Origin of the sequence: Streptococcus sp. 27098_8_12 (assembly GCF_041432115.1) — a bacterium.
GTDB lineage: Bacteria > Bacillota > Bacilli > Lactobacillales > Streptococcaceae > Streptococcus > Streptococcus parasanguinis_V.
In genome coordinates this window covers 14,702-37,210 of the sequence record NZ_JAPVZA010000016.1, presented here as the reverse complement: position 1 = coordinate 37,210, position 22,509 = coordinate 14,702, and the positions used below count along the sequence as shown (strand labels likewise).

At 45.0% G+C, this 22,509-nt stretch carries 22 protein-coding genes and 2 pseudogenes; 2 read left to right on the top strand and 22 right to left on the bottom strand.

Going from position 1 to position 22,509, the window contains the following annotated elements; translation table 11 throughout:
- Positions 1 to 27: 27 nt before the first annotated feature.
- From O3629_RS07730 to O3629_RS07685, 10 genes and pseudogenes are all read right to left on the bottom strand, one after another.
- On the bottom strand, positions 28 to 594 hold the full coding sequence (locus O3629_RS07730; RefSeq protein ID WP_371608990.1) for a nucleotidyltransferase family protein: 567 nt from the start codon (positions 592 to 594) through the stop codon (positions 28 to 30).
- Between the two features lie 6 nt (positions 595 to 600).
- Complete coding sequence (gene ruvB / locus O3629_RS07725) at positions 601 to 1,599, bottom strand: Holliday junction branch migration DNA helicase RuvB (RefSeq protein WP_021154208.1); 999 nt, start codon at positions 1,597 to 1,599, stop codon at positions 601 to 603.
- 565 nt (positions 1,600 to 2,164) lie between these two features.
- On the bottom strand, positions 2,165 to 3,205 hold the full coding sequence (locus O3629_RS07720) for an aldose epimerase family protein (RefSeq protein WP_371608989.1): 1,041 nt from the start codon (positions 3,203 to 3,205) through the stop codon (positions 2,165 to 2,167).
- Positions 3,206 to 3,286: 81 nt separating this feature from the next.
- Positions 3,287 to 3,799, bottom strand: a pseudogene (locus tag O3629_RS07715) (SIS domain-containing protein); the annotation flags it as partial.
- Between the two features lie 65 nt (positions 3,800 to 3,864).
- Positions 3,865 to 4,456: pseudogene (locus O3629_RS07710) on the bottom strand (SIS domain-containing protein); the annotation flags it as partial.
- An 83-nt stretch (positions 4,457 to 4,539) separates the two neighbouring features.
- Positions 4,540 to 4,944: a PTS sugar transporter subunit IIA gene (locus O3629_RS07705; RefSeq protein WP_150905004.1), complete on the bottom strand. Its 405-nt coding sequence runs from the start codon at positions 4,942 to 4,944 to the stop codon at positions 4,540 to 4,542.
- A gap of 11 nt (positions 4,945 to 4,955) precedes the next feature.
- Complete coding sequence (locus O3629_RS07700; RefSeq protein WP_045760097.1) at positions 4,956 to 5,774, bottom strand: PTS system mannose/fructose/sorbose family transporter subunit IID; 819 nt, start codon at positions 5,772 to 5,774, stop codon at positions 4,956 to 4,958.
- Complete coding sequence (locus O3629_RS07695; protein WP_049483971.1) at positions 5,761 to 6,675, bottom strand: PTS mannose/fructose/sorbose/N-acetylgalactosamine transporter subunit IIC; 915 nt, start codon at positions 6,673 to 6,675, stop codon at positions 5,761 to 5,763. The genes O3629_RS07700 and O3629_RS07695 overlap by 14 nt, the downstream gene beginning before the upstream one ends.
- A 26-nt stretch (positions 6,676 to 6,701) precedes the next feature.
- Positions 6,702 to 7,178, bottom strand: a complete 477-nt coding sequence (locus tag O3629_RS07690; protein WP_003009322.1) for a PTS system mannose/fructose/N-acetylgalactosamine-transporter subunit IIB — start codon at positions 7,176 to 7,178, stop codon at positions 6,702 to 6,704.
- Positions 7,175 to 8,962 (bottom strand): beta-galactosidase family protein, encoded by a 1,788-nt coding sequence (locus O3629_RS07685; protein WP_371608988.1) that lies wholly within the window; start codon positions 8,960 to 8,962, stop codon positions 7,175 to 7,177. Before O3629_RS07685 ends, O3629_RS07690 begins: the two co-directional genes overlap by 4 nt.
- Positions 8,963 to 9,094: 132 nt before the next feature.
- Between O3629_RS07685 and O3629_RS07680 the strand changes: the two genes are divergently transcribed.
- Positions 9,095 to 9,811 (top strand): GntR family transcriptional regulator, encoded by a 717-nt coding sequence (locus O3629_RS07680; protein ID WP_031572835.1) that lies wholly within the window; start codon positions 9,095 to 9,097, stop codon positions 9,809 to 9,811.
- A gap of 338 nt (positions 9,812 to 10,149) precedes the next feature.
- Here the strand turns inward: O3629_RS07680 and purB are convergent, their stop codons facing one another.
- The 7 genes from purB to purD form a co-directional block, all read right to left on the bottom strand.
- The gene (gene purB, locus O3629_RS07675; RefSeq protein ID WP_371608987.1) at positions 10,150 to 11,448 is read right to left on the bottom strand and encodes an adenylosuccinate lyase; all 1,299 of its coding nucleotides are present in this window, start codon (positions 11,446 to 11,448) and stop codon (positions 10,150 to 10,152) included.
- 55 nt (positions 11,449 to 11,503) lie between these two features.
- Positions 11,504 to 11,731, bottom strand: a complete 228-nt coding sequence (locus O3629_RS07670) for a hypothetical protein (RefSeq protein ID WP_009731968.1) — start codon at positions 11,729 to 11,731, stop codon at positions 11,504 to 11,506.
- An 8-nt stretch (positions 11,732 to 11,739) separates the two neighbouring features.
- On the bottom strand, positions 11,740 to 12,690 hold the full coding sequence (locus tag O3629_RS07665) for a ketopantoate reductase family protein (protein ID WP_272108639.1): 951 nt from the start codon (positions 12,688 to 12,690) through the stop codon (positions 11,740 to 11,742).
- A gap of 98 nt (positions 12,691 to 12,788) precedes the next feature.
- Positions 12,789 to 13,052, bottom strand: coding sequence for a hypothetical protein (locus O3629_RS07660; protein ID WP_070675972.1), 264 nt, complete (start codon positions 13,050 to 13,052; stop codon positions 12,789 to 12,791).
- A 1-nt stretch (position 13,053) separates the two neighbouring features.
- Positions 13,054 to 14,145: a 5-(carboxyamino)imidazole ribonucleotide synthase gene (gene purK, locus O3629_RS07655; RefSeq protein ID WP_371608986.1), complete on the bottom strand. Its 1,092-nt coding sequence runs from the start codon at positions 14,143 to 14,145 to the stop codon at positions 13,054 to 13,056.
- Positions 14,132 to 14,620, bottom strand: coding sequence for a 5-(carboxyamino)imidazole ribonucleotide mutase (gene purE, locus O3629_RS07650; RefSeq protein WP_003015335.1), 489 nt, complete (start codon positions 14,618 to 14,620; stop codon positions 14,132 to 14,134). Before purE ends, purK begins: the two co-directional genes overlap by 14 nt.
- Positions 14,621 to 14,696: 76 nt before the next feature.
- Positions 14,697 to 15,962, bottom strand: a complete 1,266-nt coding sequence (gene purD / locus O3629_RS07645; protein WP_254728427.1) for a phosphoribosylamine--glycine ligase — start codon at positions 15,960 to 15,962, stop codon at positions 14,697 to 14,699.
- Positions 15,963 to 16,144: 182 nt separating this feature from the next.
- On the opposite strand from purD, the gene O3629_RS07640 reads away from it, so the two are divergent.
- The gene (locus O3629_RS07640) at positions 16,145 to 17,164 is read left to right on the top strand and encodes a GBS Bsp-like repeat-containing protein (RefSeq protein ID WP_371608985.1); all 1,020 of its coding nucleotides are present in this window, start codon (positions 16,145 to 16,147) and stop codon (positions 17,162 to 17,164) included.
- A 53-nt stretch (positions 17,165 to 17,217) separates the two neighbouring features.
- Here the strand turns inward: O3629_RS07640 and purH are convergent, their stop codons facing one another.
- The 5 genes from purH to purF all read right to left on the bottom strand — a co-directional run bounded on the left by purH (position 17,218) and on the right by purF (position 22,498).
- Complete coding sequence (purH, locus tag O3629_RS07635; protein WP_371608984.1) at positions 17,218 to 18,765, bottom strand: bifunctional phosphoribosylaminoimidazolecarboxamide formyltransferase/IMP cyclohydrolase; 1,548 nt, start codon at positions 18,763 to 18,765, stop codon at positions 17,218 to 17,220.
- A gap of 1 nt (position 18,766) precedes the next feature.
- Positions 18,767 to 19,231 (bottom strand): GNAT family N-acetyltransferase, encoded by a 465-nt coding sequence (locus O3629_RS07630; protein ID WP_070590619.1) that lies wholly within the window; start codon positions 19,229 to 19,231, stop codon positions 18,767 to 18,769.
- Positions 19,232 to 19,274: 43 nt separating this feature from the next.
- The gene (gene purN, locus O3629_RS07625) at positions 19,275 to 19,823 is read right to left on the bottom strand and encodes a phosphoribosylglycinamide formyltransferase (RefSeq protein ID WP_371608983.1); all 549 of its coding nucleotides are present in this window, start codon (positions 19,821 to 19,823) and stop codon (positions 19,275 to 19,277) included.
- Between the two features lie 184 nt (positions 19,824 to 20,007).
- Entirely contained in the window at positions 20,008 to 21,030 is a 1,023-nt protein-coding gene (purM, locus tag O3629_RS07620) for a phosphoribosylformylglycinamidine cyclo-ligase (protein ID WP_371608982.1), read from the bottom strand.
- A gap of 28 nt (positions 21,031 to 21,058) precedes the next feature.
- The gene (gene purF, locus O3629_RS07615) at positions 21,059 to 22,498 is read right to left on the bottom strand and encodes an amidophosphoribosyltransferase (RefSeq protein WP_371608981.1); all 1,440 of its coding nucleotides are present in this window, start codon (positions 22,496 to 22,498) and stop codon (positions 21,059 to 21,061) included.
- Between the last annotated feature and the right edge of the window lie 11 nt (positions 22,499 to 22,509).

The window sequence follows — 22,509 nt, the reverse complement described above, 5'->3', positions numbered from 1 at the left end:
TTCCTTTTTCAAATCTGATCTGTTTTTCTATTTTGGAAAACGAACCTCTAATGGAGGCCATTTACTCTGCCAATCCTTCTTTTTCATCCGCTCTGTATAAACCGCTAAACGCTCTGGGCTGGCTAAAAAATGTGGAGTCGGCTGAACGATGAAGTCTTCGATATCCTTTGTCCCATAAGGGAGAAAGAGCTCTAGCTGACCATCTTTCCTTAGGCGAACTGCAAGTGCCGTACACTGCTCGGGGTATTTGGAAACCGCATCACAGGCACTGCGATATGGAGCTGTCCCCGGGCTATGCTGGTGCATGTAGACTTGATTTTTCACTTCCCAAGCGTACTGGGGATAGGTCTTCTTTAATTCCTGCTCGATCTGCAGAGTCTCCTCATAACTGATCGCAGGGTCATAAAAGACCAGATCCATATCGGTTGTCGCATCAAACCCTGGTCTTCCAGAGAGCTGGTTCCAGATGAAATTGCGCACCGCGCCCGCCGCTAACCAGGCATCTGCCAAGTTGAGATCCCGAATGATAGCCAAAACAGTCATCATCTCCGGATCCGCTTGGATTTGTTCTACTATTGCTTCTTCCGTCAGCATCTTCTTCTAGTCTCCATTGTAGGGATAACCCAGGTGTTCATAAGCTTTGCGGGTCGCCACGCGCCCTGTCCGGGTCCGCATGATAAAGCCTTTTTGAATCAAGTAAGGCTCATACATGTCCTCAACGGTCTCTCGCTCTTCAGCAATATTGACCGATAGAGTCCCAAGCCCGACCGGGCCACCGCCGTACATCTCAATCATGGTGCGCAGGATCTTTTGATCGACATAGTCCAGCCCTTCATGGTCCACATCTAGCATAGAGAGAGCCTTGTCCGTGATGGTATCGTCAATCAAGCCATCGCCCATGATCTGAGCAAAATCGCGCACCCGTTTGAGCAAACGGTTGGCAATCCGAGGGGTCCCCCGACTACGAAGAGAAAGCTCTTCGGCAGCCTCGTGGGTAATTTCCATCTCAAAGATCTCGGCGGTCCGCTCGACAATCTCTGTCAAATCATCTTGCTCATAGTATTCCATGTGCCCCGTAATCCCAAAGCGAGCACGCAAGGGATTGGACAGCATACCAGCTCGGGTCGTCGCCCCAATCAAGGTGAAAGGAGGAAGGTCCAAATGGACACTCCGGCTGCTCTCCCCAGCGCCAATCATGATGTCGATGTAAAAATCTTCCATGGCGCTGTAAAGCACTTCTTCGACTGACATAGGAAGACGGTGGATCTCATCGATAAAGAGGACATCGCCCGGCTCTAGATCATTGAGGATGGCTACCAAGTCACCAGCCTTTTCAATGACAGGACCAGAAGTCTGCTTGAGATTGACACCCAGTTCATTGGCAATGACAAATGCCATGGTGGTTTTCCCCAGTCCCGGAGGACCAAAAAGAAGGACATGATCCAGTGCTTCATCCCGAAGCTTAGCCGCCTCAATAAAGATTTTCAGCTGGTCCTTGACCTTATCTTGACCAATATATTCATGTAAATATTGCGGGCGCAACGTCCGTTCAACGGCCTCTTCATCGCCCATGATTTCATTGTCTAAAATTCTACTCATACAGTCTATTATAGCAAAAAATGATACCTTCGGTACCATAAATAGAATGTGTTTTTTAAAGATCCTGGTTCTCACTAGCGTTCGAACTACGTCAACGTACCTAAGCTCGCTAATGCTCGTAAAGAATAAGGAACGTAGTTTTCGCTCCGCTCAAACTGCATCAATGTACCTAAGCTCGTCTACGTCCCTATCAGGCTTGGTTAGATGAAATAGGTTTAGTAATAATTACATAACGCAGTGGTTGATTGGTATCTTTGTTCGCTCTTATAGCTCCAAAGATTACCTAATCAACTGTGCGGGGGTGAGACAACGAACAATTTTAAAAAATTGTTCTGTCTCACTCCCAGAAAAAAGCCACCGGTTTTGGTGGCTCTTATAGGGAGATTATTATGAAAAAGTTTTAGGAGTTTTATCATTCAAAGTTAGGAGGTCTTTGATGATGGTATTAGTATACGACGGGAAGCTTAAAGTTTCCTTATAGTCATTTTTAAAAAATTTTTTTCTAAAAAAGAGGAGGTTCCAAGCAAAGATTTCCCATCCTTGTTTGTCACCTTCTCTTTCTTATCTATTTCTTAGCGATGGCATGGTAGCTAGTCTTGCTGGTGAAGACTTGACCTGCTCTCAAGATGACCTTTTCAGCCTGGTCACTGTGAATGGCATCTGGCACTGTTTGGAATTCTAGAGCCAAGCCATTGTGCTGAACCATTGGTTGGCCTTGCAGATGAACAGTTTCGTCTACGAAATTGGCTGAATATACCACCAAGGCTGGGGCTTCTGACTTGAAGGTCAAGAAACGTCCAGATGGCTGATGGTAAAGAAAGCCAGCATTTTCATGCCCTTCTGGAAGAGCAAATGGATGGTCTAATCCTTCTACCAGACGGATTTGCGGATCAGAGTCCTTAAAAAGATCCTCCAAGAGCATAGCTTGGTAGAGATGCTGAACAACCGGACTTTCTCTATCCACGGTCTGAAGAGGAACACCGTCTGGATGGATAGGGTAAAGCCCTTGATGGTTGATCTGAAAGACATGGTCATTGATCGGTTGGGTGAAGTCCCCAGATAGGTTGAAATAGCTATGGTTGGTCGGATTGACCAAGGTGTCTTGATCTGTTTCTACCCGATAAGCAATCTCGAGTTCACCATCTTCCGTCAAACCATAGGTTAGCCAGACCTTGAGATTTCCAGGGAAACCGCCGGTACCATCCGCCCGTTCTGTATAGAGAGTGATTTCCTGATCCGTTACCGACTCCACGCTAAACAAAGCGCTATCCCAACCCGTTGGTCCACTGTGGTTGCAGTTGGCACCGTTATTGGCTTCCAAGTGATAGGTTTGACCATTGAGTTCAAAACTTGCCCCTGCAATCCGGCCTGCTACCGGGCCAATACTAGCCCCATATTTAGGGCTATTACCCACATAGTCCTCAAAGCGATCAAAGCCTAGAATAATATTCGTAAACCGATCTTCTTTATCTGGCGTCACATATTCTAAGATCGTCGCCCCATAGGTCATGACAGATAATTGGTAGCCCTTATCATTTTCGAGGCGATAAGCCCGAACCTCTTGATTCTGCCATTCCCCAAACACGCTTTCTTGATACTGTTTCACAAACCTTCTCCTCTCACTGTTTTTCTCCATTGTATCAGTTTCACAAGAAGAAACACTCCACTTTTTATAGAAAATTAGTGGCTATTCTTTATGAAATGGATGAATGATCACCCCTTGCACAACCCGATTGACGGTACCAGTTGGTGAAGGCGTATCTGGGCGATTTTGCACCTTGAGTGAGGTTAAGAGAGAAATCAATTGACCATAGATAATGTAAGGGAAGGCACGGTAGATATCTAGGGAGTCTGCTGATGCTTTCACCAACACTTCCCGTACATGCTCGATCCCTGCAGCTTGATTCGTCAAGAGGACGACCTGACGGGCAATCTGATCCCCTGCAACTTCGCGAACTAAGTCCAGATCATACTGACGGGTATAAGGATCAATGGATCCAAAGACCAAAACGAGGGTCTGGGCATTGATGAGGGATTTCGGACCGTGACGGAAACCGACAGGACTCTCATACATGGTTGCGATTTTGCCTGCTGTTAATTCCAAAATCTTGAGCTGAGCTTCATGGGCTAGGCCAAAGAAAGGTCCTGCTCCCAGATAGATCACGCGCTCAAAGTCTAGATCGACCACTTCTTTGACCTCACGGTCCTGCTCCAAGATTTGCTCAGACAGATGAACCATCTCTGCTACTCGTTTTTCCTTGATTTCTTCCTCGCTTGGATCAAAGACCAAGAGAGCTGTCAAGAGCATGGAGGTGAAGCTAGAGGTCATGGCAAAGCCGGCATCATTGGTTTCTTTAGGTTGGAGAAGCAAGAGATTGCGCTCATCTCCGTGGGCCTGCTGGGCCAGTTTCCCTTCTTCGGCACAGGTAATGGTGATCTGATAGAGCTCATCAACCAAGTCTTGAGCCAACTGCACGGTGGCGACACTTTCTGGCGAATTGCCACTCCGGGCAAAAGATACTAAAACCGTTGGAACCTCTTTTTTCAAATAGGTTTGAGGATGAGCTACGATATCCGTCGTCGCAATGGATTGGAAATTCCAGTGGCGTTCATCGTGGACTTCCTGCAAGTAAGGAACCAAGGTATCGCCCACATAGGCTGAGGTCCCTGCCCCTGTCAAGATGACCTTGATATAGTCATGCTCTTGCCCAACTTTTTCTAAGAAAGCTTTTATTTCCGCTTTTCTTTCTTGGTACAAGCGAGCCGTTTCTTTCCAAACACTTGGTTGTTGGTAGATCTCACGTGTTGTGATCTCTGCTCCTAGCTCCTGCAAGTCTTCTTTTGTATAGTCTAACATAGAAACTGTTGTTCCTTTCTACAATCTAACGTTGATAAATGGGAAAGGAGCCTGAGATGATGCTCCCAGACTCCCATACCAACCTACTCATCTTCATCATCATCAAGGTTTGACAAGAGGTCATTGACCTTGACAATACTTTCTTTTGCACGTTCAGGGTAGTCCCCTTCATTACCAGTCAGGCTGCTATTGATGAATTCGATGACCATCGGAAGATTCATCCCTGCGTATAAGTCAATCGCACGTCCCTCAAGGATCAAGCGGCTCACAGTGTTGCAAGGAGTTCCTCCCAAGAGATCTGCAAATACAATATAGTCTTCTAGACCTTGGACTGTTGCTTCAAATTTAGCAGTAAAGTCTTCTGGTCCTTCTTCTGGTAAGAGTGCAACCGTATGGATGGATTCTTGTGGTCCCATAATCATCTCTGTGCTCGCTTTAAGCTCTTCACAGAAGCGACCATGACTGACCAATACTAACTGTTTTGCCATACCTTACTCCATTATGCCATTCCAAAGAAGAAGTGGCCAAATGCTGAGAATGCGATTGCTGCAAGGATGATGAGCAAGATAGCTTTTGTAGAGTTCATACCCTTACGTCCAAGCAACCAGTAGATTACACCTGTAATGATAGCTGGAACCAAGCGTGGGAAGATCAAATTGAGCATATCTTGAATTTCAATCGCTTTGTCCCCAATGTGTGGAGTCCAAGAAACTTCAACACCAATCATGCTGGCAATCAAGGCACCAACCATGAAGATACCCAGAACGGCAGCTGCGTCGATCAAAGCTGTCAAGGTACTTTGCATGTTGTTGATGAGGTTAACCCCTTCTTTATAGGCAAATTCCAATTGTTTCCAACGGAAAATGTCATAAGCAACTGCCACAGCGATCCACAAGAAGATACCGGCTGGGTTTCCTGCAACAGCCAAAGTTGCTGCGATTGAACCCATAATAGCTGGTACCAAAGATCCAAAGATAGAGTCTCCAAGAGGGGCAAATGGTCCCATGAGACCTGTCTTGATCCCGTTCACCGCATCTTTTGATTTGACACCATCTTTTTCTTCCAAAGCAAGGTCAAAACCAGTGATAATAGTGTGGAAGAATGGAGAAGTATTGAAGAATTGCGTATGCAATTTCATCATTTCTTTCAATTCAGGTGTGCCGTCTCCATACATTTTCCGCAATTGTGGAAGAAGCATGTAAAGGTAACCAGAAGCCTGCATCCGTTCGTAGTTCCAACCCAATTGGAAGGTGAAGAGGCTACGTTTGTTAATTTGTTTAAAATCTTCTTTTGTTAGTTTGTAATTAGAATTCGTCATCTTCAATTTCCCCGCTTTCTACATTGCTTGCTGGAGCAGCTACAACTGTACGTTGGCTGTTTTTGAAGTGTTGTACTGCAAGGAAGATACCGATGATGGCAATACCAATCATAGATACACTCTTGAAGTTGTTAACAAAAGTAATAGCTTGTTCTTTTGGAAGTTTAGCGAACACATCAGAACCAACAATGCTAGACACTGCAGCACCAAGGCTTTGAACATTGCTATAAAGCACTGTCAACATTGCTGTTAAGCCAAAGCCAAGTGCTAAATAGTGAAGGTTACGACGAACAGGAAGGTAACGAAGCAAGATCGCAAATCCAAGACCTGGAAGCATTTGACCTGCAAGTTTCAGACCGTTTGCCAACCATTGTACATTAGCAAGACCTGTAACAACAGTTTCTACGAAAGAACCACCAAAGGCAAGCGCGAAGAAGACTGGAAGGGCACGAGAAAGAGCCCAAGGAACAGCACCAAGAAGGTAGTTGCGTTCAATTCCTTTATAGTCGTAACGTTCGATCGCAGCATCTACACGGTGAGCGAAGTAAGTTGTAGTCATACGACCAAGAATATCAAAGTAGGTCAACAAAGTTGCTACCGGCACAGCGATTGTAGCAATAGCAATCTCTGGATCAATCCCTTTTGCTACTGAGAAGGCAGTCGCAAGAACGGCACCAGATGTTGCGTCAATACGAGAAGCTCCACCGAAAGTACCTACACCGAGCACTGTCAATTGAAGAGAAGCTCCGATAAATAGACCTGTCTTTAAATCCCCCATGACAAGTCCTGTAATGAAACCAGCAAAGACTGGTGATCCTGCTGATGAAACAATCGTCAACTCATCACAGATTTGATAAGCTGAGTACAAAGTAAGTAGTAAAATTTGCCACCATTGTATCATGACAATTTCCTCCTAAAAATTTTCTTTTACTTTAATAACTTCATAAAGTCTTCTGCAGTGTCGTTTGGCACCATCTGAGACGTAATCTTTACACCTTTTTCGTGGATCTTGTTGAAGTCTTCCACGTCCGCGTCCACCACATTGATCGAGCGGGTAATCGCACGTGTCTCATCAGATTGAGACATATTGCCGACATTCAGCGTTTCAAGCTGAACGCCTGCTTCGATCAAACGAAGGAAACGATCAGGTTTGCGAGCTACGATAAAGAGTCGTTGGCTATCATATTTTCCAGCCAAGATATTTTCCGCAGCCTTTGCGACTGGCAAGATACTGAGCTTAACACCAGGTGGTGTCGCTAGTTTCAAGCCACTTTTTTCAATATCATTTTGAGCGACTTCATCATCGATCACCATGATACGTGAAACATTTAGTTTGGTAGTCCAAAGATTGGCTACCTGCCCGTGGATCAAACGTCCATCGATACGGCATCCTACAATAGTCATAAGTTTTCCCCCTTTACTTCTTTGAATGTAGGTTGTTGAACAAGTTGAAGTGTCTCTTGGTAACGCCCTTCTGTCTCAAAGACGATCAGGCTATTGGCTCCTTCTTTGAGGAAACCATGAGGCACGTAAAGTGAAGTGGTCGGTCCGACCTCCCAGAAGCGGCCAAGGTTATGGCCATTGACAAAGACGACCCCTTTCCCAAATTCTGTCATATCCAGATAAGTATCAAGGGTGTGGTCCAGCTGAAAATCATATCGGTAAAATGCTGGAGCACCTGCCTGCCATTCCTTTGAAAAATCGAGCTGACTGAGATCTTGTAAATCCAGTGGGTACTGCTTCCAATGAAGATGGAAGTGCAAATCTACACAGACACCTGTGCGAATGCCCTTGTGCTGGCTATCAGCTAAGAGCTTGTGCCCGTAGTTGACACGTCCCATATTCTCAAGCAAGATTTTTAAATTCGTAACCGCTTTCTTTTTTCCTTTGATAAAAAGATCTTCACCGATCTCTGTTTGGTATTGCGTTGCTACATGTTGATCATCCAGGTAAATCTGTACCCGATCCCGACCATCAATGATGCGCAGTCTTTCTTCTTCCGCATCCAACTCAAGGTCTGTCTCATATAGGAGATAACCTGTGGTTTGCCCCAACTCTTCCATCTTTTCAGGATAAAGGCTGGTCTCAACCTGAGCCAGATTGTCCAGATTTCCAAAAAGACTAGTCTTGGCTGCCAGTTGCAAGGTTTGTTCTGGCAAACTCTCTTTGATGAGCGGTTCCTGCTGTGGGTATTCCGGATAATAGGTCGCCATCATTTTTTGAATAGCATAATACTTCTCCGTCGGATTTCCCTGCTCATTGAGCAAAGCCCCATAGTCATAGGACGTCACCTGTGGCAAGTCGAGCGTTCCCCGAGCTGAGCAACCATTCATGAAGCCGAAATTGGTTCCGCCATGAAACATATAGAGGTTGATGGAACCAAGCTCCAAGACCTCATGGACAGCTTCTGCCAACTCCTCTGGGTCCCTTTGAATCACGGGTTCCTTCCAGCGGGTAAACCAGCCATCCCAGAATTCCATACACATCAAGGGCCATTTCTTGCCGTATTCGTCAAAGAATTCTTTCATCTGACCGAAGTTATAGGCTGCTTTGGAACCGAAGTTTCCCGTCACAAAGAGGTCTTCTTCGATCAAGGTTCCTGTTCTTAGCGTTGCTCGCCATGGTCCATCTGATGTAAAGAGAGGACAGGTCACGCCTTTTTCCTTCATCAAATCCCGAATGGCACGAAGATAATCCTTATCCTCTCCATAAGAGCCGTACTCATTTTCCACCTGCATCATGAGGATTGGACCACCCTGATCCACTTGGTAGGGTGTCAACAAGCCAAGCAAGCGATCATAATAACGATCCACTGCTTCGATAAAGGCTGGGTCTGATGAGCGGATTCGCAGGTCTTCTTCTAAGAGCCAGGCTGGTAATCCACCAAATTCCCACTCTGCACAGATAAAGGGCGACGGCCTTACAATCATGTAAAGTCCAAGGGATTGGGCGGTTTGAATGAAACGCTCTAGATCCAATCGACCACTAAAGTCAAACTGCCCTTTGCGGGGTTCATGCGCATTCCAAGGGACATAGGTCTCAACCGTGTTAAACCCCAAAGCCTTTAGATTATACAAGGAATGATACCAGTCTGCTGGGTCAATTCGGAAATAATGGATCGCTCCGGACAAAATCTTGAAGGGTTGACCTTTTAAATAGAAAGCATCGCGAATCTCAAAAACTCCCATAAACGCCCCCCTTTCTTATATGTAACCCTTTTCATTTATTAATATAATAAATTATTTAAAAAATGTCAACACTTTTATAAAAAATATGTTAAAATAGGGTTAAATAAGAGAAATCTAAAGAGAGGTAGCACTATGGCAATTCCAAAGTACCAACACATCAAAGATGAATTGAAGCAGCAAATTATCTCCGGAAAATTTGAAAATGGAGATAAATTTTATACGGAAGCTGAACTCATCAAAATTTATGATGTCAGCTCTATCACCGTTGTCCGTGCTTTGAACGACCTCGCCGCCGATGGCTACATTGTCCGTCAGCAAGGAAAGGGAACCTTTGTTTCTCGTGCTCGAAAACACAAACTGGTAGAATTTTCAGATGTTGAAACCTTCCCAATCCAAAAGGCCAAAGTCAAAGTTCTCTCTATTAAACGTGGAAATACCTTGAGCATCCTAGACAAACTAGGCCTCAACCCAACGCAGTTCTACTATAAGATCGAACGGACTCGCCAGACAGGGGATGATACCTATATCTTCCACCAAACCTATATTCCTGAACAATACATCAATCCAAACTATCCAAATTTGGAATACTACAGCTCTATCTATGATCGCTTCAAAGAAGACTATCACATTCATATGAATGATGAGCACTTCGAAGAAGTCAACGAAATCGTCTTTCCTACACCAAGCAAGGTTGCTAAAGTATTGAAGATCGACGAAAATTTCCCAACGGTCAAACAAGTGAAGACGACCAAGTTAGAAGCTACTGGCCAAATCCTTGAATACACGGAAACCTATAAACGCGGTGACTACTACAAGATCAAGTTCATCTCCTGTGACCGCGATCACTAAGAACCAAAAAGACTGAGACATCTCGGTCTTTTTTATAGCTCCAGTATAGCATGTTGAAAACGATTTCTAAAGACCTCTTTAAAAATATATATAATTAGTGATAGTTTAGCTATAAAAAGTTTAAAAAGAGAGTGGGACAGAAATCGGTAATTCGTTAGAATTCGATTTCGTCGTCCCACCTCCGCACAGTTGAGTAGGGCTGTAAAAGCTGATGAAATCAGCGTAGTAGAGACCAATCAACCACTGCGTCTTGCAGTTAGTCTTATCAAACATCAAAGGCTGGACAGTTTTTGCCCAGCCTCTTTCGTCTATTTTTCAAATTCCCTTTTTCGTTGCGATTAGTCACCCAAACCGATGCGTTCGAAGATTTCATCCACCCGTTTGGTGTAGTAAGTTGGGTTGAAGATTTCGTCGATTTCTTCTTGAGTGAGACGTGAAGTTACTTCTGGATCTGCTTCAAGAAGTGGTTTGAAGTCTACTTGGTTATCCCATGATTGGGCAGTCTTCGGTTGAACAAGGTCGTAAGCTTGCTCACGTGTCATCCCTTTTTCAATCAAAGTCAACATGGCACGTTGGCTGAAGATCAAACCAAATGTAGAGTTCATGTTGCGAATCATGTTTTCTGGGAAGACTGTCAAGTTCTTAACGATGTTTCCGAAACGGTTGAGCATGTAGTCAATCAAGATAGTTGTATCTGGTGCGATGATGCGCTCAGCTGATGAGTGAGAGATATCACGCTCGTGCCAAAGGGCTACGTTTTCATAAGCTGTGACCATGTGACCACGGATCACACGCGCAAGACCTGTCATGTTTTCAGAACCAATCGGGTTCCGTTTGTGTGGCATTGCTGAAGATCCTTTTTGACCTTTGGCAAAGAACTCTTCCACTTCACGTTGTTCAGATTTTTGAAGACCACGGATTTCAGTCGCCATCCGCTCGATAGAAGTTGCGATGCTCGCAAGAACTGCAAAGTACTCAGCGTGAAGGTCACGAGGAAGGACCTGTGTAGAGATTTCTTGAGCACGGATACCCAATTTGTCGCAGACGTATTTTTCAACAAATGGTGGGATGTTGGCAAAGTTACCAACCGCACCAGAAATCTTACCAGCTTCCACGCCAGCAGCCGCATGCTCGAAACGCTCGATGTTGCGCTTCATTTCGCTGTACCAAGTCGCCAATTTCAAACCAAATGTTGTCGGCTCAGCGTGCACACCGTGGGTACGACCCATCATGATAGTGAACTTGTGTTCTTTCGCTTTGTCAGCGATGATGTTGAGGAAGTTTTCAAGATCCTTGCGGATGATATCGTTGGCTTGTTTGTAGAGGTAACCATAGGCCGTATCGACCACGTCAGTAGATGTCAAACCATAGTGAACCCACTTACGCTCTTCACCAAGCGTTTCAGAAACCGCACGTGTGAAGGCCACCACATCGTGACGTGTTTGCTGCTCGATTTCAAGAATACGGTCGATGTCAAAGTCCGCTTTTTCGCGAATCAAAGCCACATCTTCCTTAGGGATTTCTCCCAATTCAGCCCATGCTTTGTCAGCCAAGATTTCCACCTCAAGCCAAGCACGGTATTTATTTTCTTCAGTCCAAATGTTCGCCATTTCTGGGCGAGAGTAACGTTCGATCATGTTTTTATTTTCCTTTCTTTTGATGTTTCACATCAGTTAGCAACTGGCAATCACTTTATTCAAATTCTTCTTTCCCAATCCACACTGACGGATAATGATCCAGTGTATTCAAATCCGTATCCAGCGGCAGATCATAGATTGCTAAATAGTTTTCAGGATATTGAGCAGTCAGCTCTTCATACTTAGCTTTCACTTTTTCGTGATCGCTACTAGCATACAAGACTTCGACGACTGCTCCCGTCTTTTCTTTTTCAACAAATGCGTTGACAATGAGTTGAATCATAAAACCTCCTAAATCGAAATGCCCTTCATGTTTGCTTCCAGAATAGGCATCTTCACACCTAACTCCTGACCAGTCTGATAAACACTTTGACAACAATAGAAGATGTCCTGTTTATCATTGTGTAAGGTCATGATTTTTCGGGTTAGCTCATTTTTCGCAAACATAACTTTCATGGCTTTGCCGGCTATCCAAGCCGGAATTTTGTAGGGTAAGAGTTCTGCCTTATAAAGTTTCAAATTCACACCACGCGCTTCTACAACTTTCAAAGCTTCTCGAATGGCCTTGATAGCTAATGATAATTCCGAAGAACTATTCATCAAGTTCAGAGCCAATTCTTCTGGATTTTCCAGATTCCCTGAACGAGCAGCTGTCGAAGTAACACCCGCATTAATCGCCATATGAATCCAAATCCACTCGACCATATCATGAGGTACTTCCCACTTCAAATCTGCAGAAGTCAGCAAAGTCGTCAAATCAGCATAGTTAGAAATGTGTGCTTTTTGCTCACCTTCTAGCATTAAATGGTCAAACAAGACACCATCCAAATGATCCTCTTGCATGTGACCTCCCGCTGTCGGAAAGGCCAGAATATAGTCATAATCTCCTGCCCACTCTTGGACATCTTTTCGTGTATTCCAGAAATTGCAGAAGAAAACGAGAGTGCCTTTGATATTATTTTTTCGCAAGGTCTCCACAGCTTCTTTGACAAGCCCATGGCGCACACTCAGAAAAATAAAATCATATTCCGAATCAGCTTCCGCCACATGAACCTCATAGGTATCATGCTTGTTTTCACCCTTGGAATGATAGCGACCATCTAGTAGATCAACCGACAACTCCTTCGGAGCAGTGCTTTTCTTACTATCTTTCAGTACGTGCTCTACTTGATGGCCTGCTTTTTGAAAGGCGTAGGCATAAGTGGTCCCGATGACTCCAAGTCCTAGAATCGCGATTTTCACTTAAAAATCAATCCCTTTCCTTCAGTAGTTGTCTGGCTTCTCTTGTTTAACAAAAGCGTTGACAATAATTTGAATCATAAACTGGTCTCCATTTAGCTTTAAAGATTATCATTTTCTGAGTCTTCATGTATAGAAAATTCAAATGAAATTCTCTCAGGATGTCTAGGCAGACCGTAACTACTCAGATAATCCTTAACTTCCTTCACGGAACAAGAATATTCTAAGACTAGCTGATTGCCAGCTCTGTCTAAAATATGAATCCCCTCTCTATCCGCAATCTCTGGAACAATCAAATCGTCCGTATAAGTCAGTGTTACGGTCGTTATTTCATCATCCAGCAATTCATCAAATTCTTCTGTCATTTCAAAAATCAATCCCTTTTCCAAACTCTTCAACCTTATCTGGTTCATCACTAAACAAGGTCACATGTCCCATTTTTCGGTTGTGCTTTGCTTCTAGTTTACCATATAAGTGGAGGTGAGCGCTTGGATTTTCTGTCACATATGTTTCAGCAGCCTCGACGTGTTGGCCGAGTACATTGAGCATGACAGCAGGCGCATGGAGGTGAATAGCAGGAAGTGGTGCTCCGAGAACTCCTAGAATATGGGTATCAAACTGTGAAAAGTCGCAAGCTTCGATTGAGTAGTGCCCTGAATTATGTGGGCGTGGCGCGATTTCGTTGACGATGATATCATCAGCTGTCGCAAACATTTCTACACAAAGTGTACCAGACAAGTTCAGTTGTTCTGCGATTCGCACTGCCATGGCCTTGGCTTTTTCAGCTAGACTTTCTGAAATGCGAGCGGGTACAATGGTTTTTGAAAGAATGTTGTTGCGGTGGATATTTTCCTGAACGGGGAAAACCGTCACGTCCTTGCCATTTCCAGACACGATGACCGAAATTTCAAGGTCAAAGTTGACGAACTCTTCTAAAACGCAGTCTGCTGAGTCCGCTAAAGTGTATGCTTCTTCCAAGTCTGCTTCTGAGCGAATGACCTTCTGACCATGGCCATCGTAACCACCGGTCGCTGTCTTAAGGACATAATTTTTCGAGAGGTCGATATCTGCCAAGTCTTTGCTAGAAGTTACGACCTTGTAAGGGGCCACAGTGATTTGTGCTTTGTTGGAAAGAAAGTCCTTCTCAAAAATGCGATTTTGGGAGATGCGAAGCAGGTCAGTTCCTTGTGGGAGCTGTCCTTCTTTGATAACAGCGTCCAAACCGTCAGCATCGACATTTTCAAATTCATAAGTGAGAACATCACAGCGATCAGCCAACTGACGAAGGGCGTCTACGTCGTCGTAAGGGGCCACGATGATTTCCGCCACACGAGAGGCTGGGCAATCCGCTGCTGGATCCAAGGCGATAACCTTGTGGCCCATGTAGATAGCTGAGATTGCCATCATCTGACCGAGCTGGCCACCACCGATGATGCCAATGGTTTTAGTTGAGCTCATTTGTAGACTCCTCTGCGATTTTTCCTTGTTCTTCTGCGAAATCTGCTAACGCTGTCGCAATAGCCTGATCCTCTACTGAAAGAAGACGAAGGGCAAAGAGGGCCGCGTTGGTCGCACCAGCTTCACCGATTGCCATGGTTGCAACAGGTACCCCACCTGGCATCTGAACGATGGAATAGAGCGAATCTACACCGCTAAGAGCACGTGATTTGACGGGTACGCCGATAACTGGAAGGGTTGTTTTAGCAGCAACCATCCCTGGCAAGTGAGCTGCGCCACCTGCACCCGCGATGATGACCTTGATGCCACGGCTACGTGCTTCTTCGGCATGTTTGAACATGAGGTCGGGCGTCCGATGGGCGGAAACAACTTTCTTTTCATAAGCGACACCGAAGTTGTCGAGGACTTCAGCTGCTTTTTGCATGGTTGCCCAGTCGGATTTTGAGCCCATGATTATGGAAATTACTGGTTTCATTTTTAATCCTTTTTCTTTTTTTGATAATGGTCTTAGTTCGGCTCGCTTTCGCTCGCCATGACAAAGTTAGTATCTGTTAATCTTTTATCGCCTTGCTACCGATATCCGTACGATAGAACAGGCCTTCTGTGTTTTGTTTATCGAGTTCCTTGTAGATAATGTTTTGGCCGTCTTTGACGGTGTCTGCTGTGGTAACCAGCATGTAGACACGTCCGCCGTTTGAGAGGAGGTCTTGGCCATTTTCAGCGAATTTAGCACCAGCATAGTAAGTGATGATGTCGCCCTCTGTCTTGGCTGGAAGTTTGACACCCTTCTCATAAGCCAGTGGGTAACCGTTTGAGGCTACAACTACGCCCAATGTCACACCCTTGTCCGTCCAAGTGATGGCTGGCTCTTTGCCATCCAAAATGTCAGTGATGTTTTGCGCAAAGTCAGATGTCAAACGAGGCAAGATGATTTGCGTTTCAGGATCGCCAAAACGTGAGTTGAACTCGATGACTTTAGGGCCGTCAGCTGTCAAGATAAGTCCCGCGTAAAGGACACCAAGGTACGGACGACCTTCTTTAATCATGCCTTCAAGAACTGGCTTGACAATGGTGTCAACCGCTGTGTCAACCACGCTCTGTGGTAAGTGAGGAACTGGCGCATAGGCACCCATCCCACCAGTGTTAGGACCCTTGTCACCATCGTAGGCACGTTTGTGGTCCTGAGCCGTTGGCATGATGTAGAACTTGTCCCCATTAACAAAGGCAAAGAGAGAGAACTCTTCCCCGTCAAGGAATTCCTCGATGACCACACGCGCACCTGAATCACCGAATTTATTGTCCAAAAGCATCTCGTGAGCAGCTTCAACTGCTTGCTCAACTGTCTCCGCAACGACGACACCTTTCCCAAGGGCCAAGCCGTCTGCCTTGACGACGATTGGAGCACCTTTTCCCTCGATGTAGGCCTTGGCTTCCTCGAAATCTGAAAAGGTTCCATAGGCTGCTGTCGGAACGTCATATTTGACCATGATTTCCTTAGCAAAATCCTTAGACCACTCCAGCTCAGCTGCAGCCTTGGTCGGACCAAAAGCCTTGAGACCAGCTGCATTGAAGTCATCCACGATCCCCGCCGCAAGGGCATCATCTGGACCGATAAAGGTCCAAGCAATATCGTTGACTTTTGCGAAGTCAATCAGCTTAGAATGTTCGGAAATTCCGATATTGATCAAATCCAGACCATCTAATCGCATCCCGTCATTACCAGGAGCCACAAAAACCTGCTCAACGTCTGTAGACTCCAACAATTTCTTAGCAATCGCATGCTCACGACCGCCAGATCCAACAACCAAAAGTTTCATCTCGAACCTCTTTTGCGAATTATTTTATTAAATTATATCATAATCGTTCGTTTTATTCTAATGATTTCAGCAAAAGTCTCCTATTTTCAGTAGAATCCAAACATTTTTTGCTATTTTCTCCTATTTCTCATTTTTTTCCGAATAGTATAGGTGAGACCTACTAATTGACGAAAAGGAGTATTATGCAAACAATCAAAAAATTTGTCGTACTGACTTGTGCGACATGGGGGATGCAAGCCTCTATTGCTCATGCAGATCAAGCGACCAATGCTATCTATGCCGAAAAAGGGCAGCTGATGATTCATCTTGGAAACGTCCCGGATAAATATCAAAAGATCCAAGTTCCCGTCTGGTCTGACCAAAATGGTCAAGATGACCTGATTTGGTATCCTGTGCAACGCAGTGACAAGGGATTTGACCTACAAGTGCCATTGACCAACCATTCTGATCAAGCCGGACTTTATCATGTCCATGTCTATGGGGTGGAGGCAAATGAACAGTTAACCGGTCTTTACCCTCTCACGACCAGCGTCCAGCAAAAAGACCTGGCTTCTTCCCAGCCCAAAATCACGATTACACCCATCTCCTCACAAGAATTTGAGGTAGACCTGAAGTTATTCGAAGACGTTGACGAAATTGTCTTCCCCATCTGGTCTGAAGAAAATGGGCAGGATGATCTGGTCTGGTATACCGCAAAGAAGATTGCACCTGGACATTTCCAACTTCGCTTTCAGGCTCAAAAACACAAGGGAAGTGGTCTATTTCATCTCCACGTATACCAGAAAAGCCAGGGACAATTAAAGGGGCTATTCCCCACTACATTTCAAGTAGAAAAGGCAAAGCTAAAGCTCACTCCACTCGCAACACATCCGGGAAACACCTATCCCATTGGTGAGTGCACCTGGGGAGCCAAAGAATTAGCCCCTTGGGCCCACAACTGGTGGGGAGACGGTGGCATGTGGGCAACTAGTGCACGCGCTGCTGGATTCCGGACAGGAGACACTCCAGAGGTCGGCGCTATCGCCTGTTGGGACAATGGAGGATATGGCCATGTCGCCTTGGTTACGGACGTCGAACATGACCAAAAAATTCAGATCCAAGAGGCTAACTACAACGGCCATCGCTATATCGACAACTTCCGCGGTTGGTTCGATCCGACCAACCCTATCTGGGGAACCGTCACCTACATCTACCCAGATTAAGGTCTTCTTAACCAACAAAAAAGGCACCATCCATTGATGCGTGCCTTTTTTGATTAATGTCTAAAATGTCTCACTCCTGTGAAGATCATGGTCAAGCCGTATTTATCAGCCGCTTCGATTGACTCTTGGTCACGAACTGATCCACCTGGCTGGATGATCGCATTAATCCCTGCTTTAGCGATTTCTTCCACATTATCTGCAAATGGGAAGAAGGCATCTGAAGCAAGAACAGCACCATCAAGACGGTCTTTGGCTTGGTCAATAGCGATGCGGACAGATGCCACACGATTGGTTTGACCTGGGCCAACCCCAAGGGTCATGTGGTCATTGGTCACGATGATCCCATTTGATTTGACGTACTTGATCGCCTTCCAAGCAAACTCAAGAGCTGTCGCTTCTGTCTCAGTTGGTTGGCGTTTCGTCACCACTTGCCAGTCAGCTGGACTTTCTTTCACCACGTCTTGGTTTTGAACGAGGAGACCACCAACAACACCAGTGTATTCTGCTTCCACTTCACTAGCATCTTGAGCGTCAAATGGCAGCTCAAGGATCCGCAAGTTTTTCTTCTTAGTTGTCAAGATTTCAAGCGCTTCGTCTGTGTAGCTTGGTGCAATGATGATTTCAAGGAAGACACCGTGCATTTTCTTAGCTGTCGCAGCGTCCACCTCACGGTTGAGAACGACAATACCACCGAAGATGGATACTGGGTCAGACTCATAAGCGTAGTCCCAAGCAGTTTCGATGTCGTCAGCTTGACCGATCCCACATGGGTTCATGTGTTTGAGGGCCACAACAGTTGGACGGTCTTTGAAATCACGGATGATCCGGATAGCGGCATCAGCGTCACGGATATTGTTGAAGGATAATTCTTTCCCATTCAACTGTTTAGCGGAAGCAATGGAGTAATCCGTTGGCAAGGCCTTTTGGTAGAAGTCTGCGTCTTGTTGAGGGTTTTCACCATAACGCATTGGTTGCTTGAGATCATAAGTCAAAGTGAGTTTTTCAGGTTTTTCTTCACCCACTTGAGAAGTGAAATATTCTGCGATCAAAGCATCATAGGCTGCCGTATGGCGGAAGACTTTCGCTGCCAAACGTTGGCGAGTTTCGTAACTTGTTTCGCCCTTGGCTGCCAATTCGTCAAGCACCACAGCATAGTCAGCTGGGTCTACCACAACTGTTACGCTAGCATGGTTCTTCGCTGCTGAACGAAGCATGGATGGTCCACCGATATCGATGTTTTCAACCGCGTCAGCGTAAGTTACGTCTGGTTTGAGAATAGTTTCCTTGAACGGATAAAGGTTGACCACAACAAGGTCGATCAATTCGATCTTATTGTCCTTAGCCGCTTGAAGGTGGCTATCGAGGTCACGACGAGCAAGAAGACCTCCGTGGATATTTGGATGAAGAGTCTTCACACGACCATCCATCATTTCTGGGAAACCAGTCACATCATCGATGGCAATGGTATCCACCCCAGCATTGTCAAGGGCAACTTTAGTACCACCAGTTGAGATAATGTCCCAACCAAGTTTTTTAAGTTCTTGGGCAAATTCAACAATACCCGCTTTGTCTGAAACACTAATTAGTGCGCGTTTAGTCATTCTATTCCTCTTTCTTTAGATCCAAGCGCATAGCGACTTCGTTATTTTCTTCTATAAATCCTGTTTCCTGAAAACCCAAACTAGTCAGCAGGTACTTCATTTTTTCATTTCCAACTACATAATCTGCGATAATATGGTTGCAATCTCTATCCATCTGAGCCTCTTTGATCAGAACTTCCAAGGCTTTTCGTCCATAACCTTTTCCTTGGTACTGCTGGCCAATCATTATCCGCCAGATAAAGTATTCTGCTTCATCCTTATCTATTTCCAACAGTAGAAAACCAACTACTAGCTCATTCCAATAGATTGCCATTGGAAACACATCCCCATTCTCTCGGTAGAGCCATGCGTCAGCTAAAGAACGAACATTGGGAGCTACAAAACGTGCTCGTTCATCAGCTTCAGATATTTTCAAATCCAGCACTGTCTGAAAACTGCTCTCATCTACTAATTTTAGATTAATCATTTTTCTCCTACCAAGATTACACAATCAAAACTTGATTTCCTTCTTACTTCCTCTCCACTCCCAAACGTTCCAAGACTTCTGGATAGAGCTTGTACTCTGTTTCATGGATGCGAGTTTCGAAAGTATCAAGGGTATCCCCTTCAAGGCGCGGCACGCGCACTTGCTGAATAACCTTACCGGTATCAACGCCAGAATCCACCCAATGGATAGTCACACCGCTCTCAGCAACGCCTGCATTCCAAGCATCCTCAATACCATGAGCACCTGGAAATTCAGGGAGATAAGCTGGGTGAATATTGATGATACGGCCTTCATAAGCTGCTAGCAAGGTGGGGCCAACGATTTTCATATAACCGGCCAAACAAACCAAATCAATCTGGTGTTCATCCAAGAGTTTGACGATAGCTTCTTCATAAGCTACTTTATTGTCAAATTCCTTGAGTTCAAAGGCATGGCTCACCACGCCAAGGTTTTTAGCACGTTCTAAGACATAGGCATCCCGATGATCTGAAAAGACAAATTCTACCGGAAATTGTTCCGCAATCACCTGAAAGTTTGAGCCGTTGCCAGAGGCAAAAACAGCAATTTTCATATTCGATACAAAGGGACGTTTCGGCTAGCCGAACAGTTTCGTAGAAAAATAGGAAATCATTGCTGGGTGCTTGCACACAAAATGATTTCTCTTTTTTCCTAGAAAATGAGTCCCGTGTTCAGTTAGGCTTGCTAACTAAACATTCCTTTCTACAATTTCTCCGTATAAAATGGTGATAGCACCATTATTTAATCACCACACTTGCGCCATCTTTCTTCATAATACGACCGATTTCATAAACAGGTTCGTCAAGAAGTTCTTTGACACGTTCCACATGTTCTGGTTTAACCGCAAGCATGAGACCAATACCCATGTTGAAGATTTCAAACATTTCTTCGTGTTTGATTTGGCCATATTTTTCAAGAGCTTTAAAAATTGGAAGGACTGGCACTTTGCTTTCATCAATTTCAGCAGCCAAGTCATCTGCGAACATACGAGGTACATTTTCGATGAAACCACCACCTGTGATGTGGGCAATTCCATTCACCAATTCTTCTTTGATGAGTGGCAAAGCCGCTTTGACGTAGATACGAGTTGGCTCCAAAAGAACGTCTTTCAGTTTTTTTCCTTCCAATTCTGGGAGAACTTCTTCACCTGTGTAATCCGCAAAGACACGACGAACAAGTGAGTAACCATTTGAGTGGATACCGCTTGAAGCAAGCCCCAGAATCACATCCCCTGCTGCCACTTTTGAACCGTCGATGATTTGAGATTTTTCTGCAACACCGACAGCAAACCCAGCCAAATCATAGTCGTCCTCACCATACATACCGGGCATTTCAGCCGTTTCACCACCGATAAGGGCTGCACCGGCTTGTACACAACCTTCAGCCACACCAGCAACGACTTGTTCTAGTTTAGCTGGTTCATTTTTACCAGTTGCGATATAGTCTAGGAAGTAAAGGGGCTCAGCACCTGCAGCGATGATATCGTTAACACACATAGCCACACAGTCCTGCCCAATCGTGTCATGCTTGTTATACTTGATAGCCAGCATGAGTTTGGTACCGACACCGTCCGTCCCTGAGATCAAAACAGGTTCTTTAACACCTGTTTTTGAAAGGTCGAACATGCCACCAAAACCACCAAGAGCTCCCATGACACCCGCACGCTCCGTACGAGCAACGTGTTTCTTGATCCGTTCAACAACTTCATAACCCGCTTCAACATCTACACCAGATTGGGCATAAGCATTTTTATTTGTCATTTTTTAATCCTTTTCTTTTACACTGCTCTTAATAGAAAGAAGTATGTTCTTTCAAACTTTCCACATAGCGTTCTTCGTAGTCATACAAAGGTGTTGGATATTTACCATCAAAGTAAGCCACACAAAGACCGCCATTTGGGGCATCTGTATCGATTCCAATAGAATCAATCAAGCCATCGATTGATAAATACGTCAAGCTATCTGCACCAATGATATCGCGTGTTTCCTCTACTGTATGATTGGCAGCAATCAATTCCTTACGCGTTTGAATATCAATCCCGTAGAAACATGGATAAGCCAGAGCTGGACTTGCAATTGCCACATGGACTTCTGTAGCCCCTGCTTCTTTCAATAACTTCACAATCCGACGTGAGGTTGTCCCACGTACGATAGAATCATCGATCATGACAACCCGTTTGCCTTTCACGACACCGGATACGGCAGAGAGCTTCATACGAACCCCTTGCTCACGCAATTCTTGTGTTGGTTGGATAAAAGTACGTTGGGTGTATTGGTTTTTAATCAAGCCCATTTCATTTGGTAAGCCTGATTCTTCTGCAAATCCCATGGCTGCGCTAAGTGAAGAGTTAGGTACACCGACCACAATATCTGCTTCATGTTTAAATTCACGTGCCAATTGAGCCCCCATACGTTTACGGGCTGTATGGACATTCACGCCTTGGATATTGGAGTCAGGACGGGCAAAGTAAATATACTCCATTGAGCAAACAGCCAATTGGGTGTCCGTTGTATAGTTATCGTAAGTGATGCCGTTATCATCGATGATCACGACTTCACCCGGATTTACATCCCGAATCCACTCTGCTCCAACCACTTCAAAGGCACAGGTTTCAGAGGAAACTACGATAGCGCCATTGGTCATTTTGCCAATCGAAAGAGGACGAAAACCATTTGGATCCAAGGCCGCAATCAGCTTATCTTCCAGCATGAGAAGGTAAGCAAATCCACCTTTCACCGTATTCAAGGCTTCTTTCACCTTACCCATGAAGGATGGGTTGTGGCTCCGACGAATCAAGTGCGCCAAGATTTCTGAATCAGAAGTTGAGCTAAAGATCGCTCCGTTATTTTCCAACTCCCGTTTGAGGGACTTGGCATTGGTCAAATTCCCGTTGTGGGCCAGTCCAAACTGGGTATCATGAAAGCGAAAGAGGAAGGGCTGGATGTTATCCACCGAAGCTTCCCCAGCTGTCGCATAGCGAACATGACCAATCGCTCCCGTCCCTGTTAACTTATCCAAGTTAGCAGGATTCCGAAACACTTCTGAGAGAAGACCTGTATCACGATACCGTTTTAATTGACCCGCATCATTTGAAAGGATCCCCGCCCCTTCTTGACCACGGTGTTGAAGACTGTGTAATCCGAAATAAGTCAGTTTTGCAGCATCTGGGTGTCCCCAGATCCCAAAAATACCACATTCTTCATTAAGAGATTTAACTTCGTATGTCATTTTGTATACCT